Genomic DNA, 754 nt, shown 5'->3' with positions numbered 1-754 from the left:
CGGCAAGTTTCAGCTTGTGCAGGGCAAATTGGCCGACATGTACTCACGTATGAACGCTGCCAAAGCGTACGTCTACACCGTCGCAGCAGCTTGTGATCGTGGTGAGTGCACGAGCAAAGATGCCGCTGGGGTGATTTTGTACAGCGCAGAATTGGCAACACAAATGGCGCTCGACGCCATTCAGCTACTCGGCGGTAATGGCTACATCAATGAGTACGCAACCGGACGTCTTCTGCGTGATGCAAAACTGTATGAAATTGGGGCAGGAACCTCCGAAATTCGCCGAATGCTCATCGGGCGCGAATTGTTTGAGGAATCACGCTAGCTCCTGATTCACTCGCTAGGAAAAGGAAGTCATCATGGCCATCATAAAAAGCAAAACCAAGCCAACTGACGAGCTGTTTCTTTCTAACCAAGCCGCAATGGAAATGCTGGTTGAAAAGCTGCAAAAAGACATCGCCACCATCAAGCTCGGTGGCGGCGAACGTGCCATTGCTCATCAGCGACAAAAAGGAAAACTCCCGGTTCGAGAACGAATTTCACATTTGCTCGATGATGGTAGCAACTTCCTTGAAATTGGTCAGTTCGCCGCTTGGCAAGTGTACGATGAGCCCATCCCATGCGCGGGTGTCGTGGCTGGCATCGGCATAATCGAAGGAGTTCAATGCATGGTGATTGCCAACGATCCTTCGGTCAAAGGCGGCACCTATTATCCTCTCACCGTGAAAAAGCACCTTCGCGCACAAGAGATAGC

General features: G+C 51.2%; 2 protein-coding genes. Both read left to right on the top strand.

Going from position 1 to position 754, the window contains the following annotated elements; all coding sequences use genetic code 11:
- Positions 1-325 (top strand): acyl-CoA dehydrogenase family protein (locus R7Q09_RS25240; RefSeq protein ID WP_318143833.1); only part of this gene is annotated, 325 nt, incomplete at its 5' end.
- Positions 326-359: 34 nt separating this feature from the next.
- The coding region (locus tag R7Q09_RS25235) for a carboxyl transferase domain-containing protein (protein ID WP_318143832.1) at positions 360-754 on the top strand (395 nt) is incomplete at its 3' end.

This window comes from Vibrio sp. 2130-1 (assembly GCF_033339515.1).
Note: the sequence above shows the minus strand (reverse complement) of the source record. Positions and strands in the feature narration are given on the sequence as shown.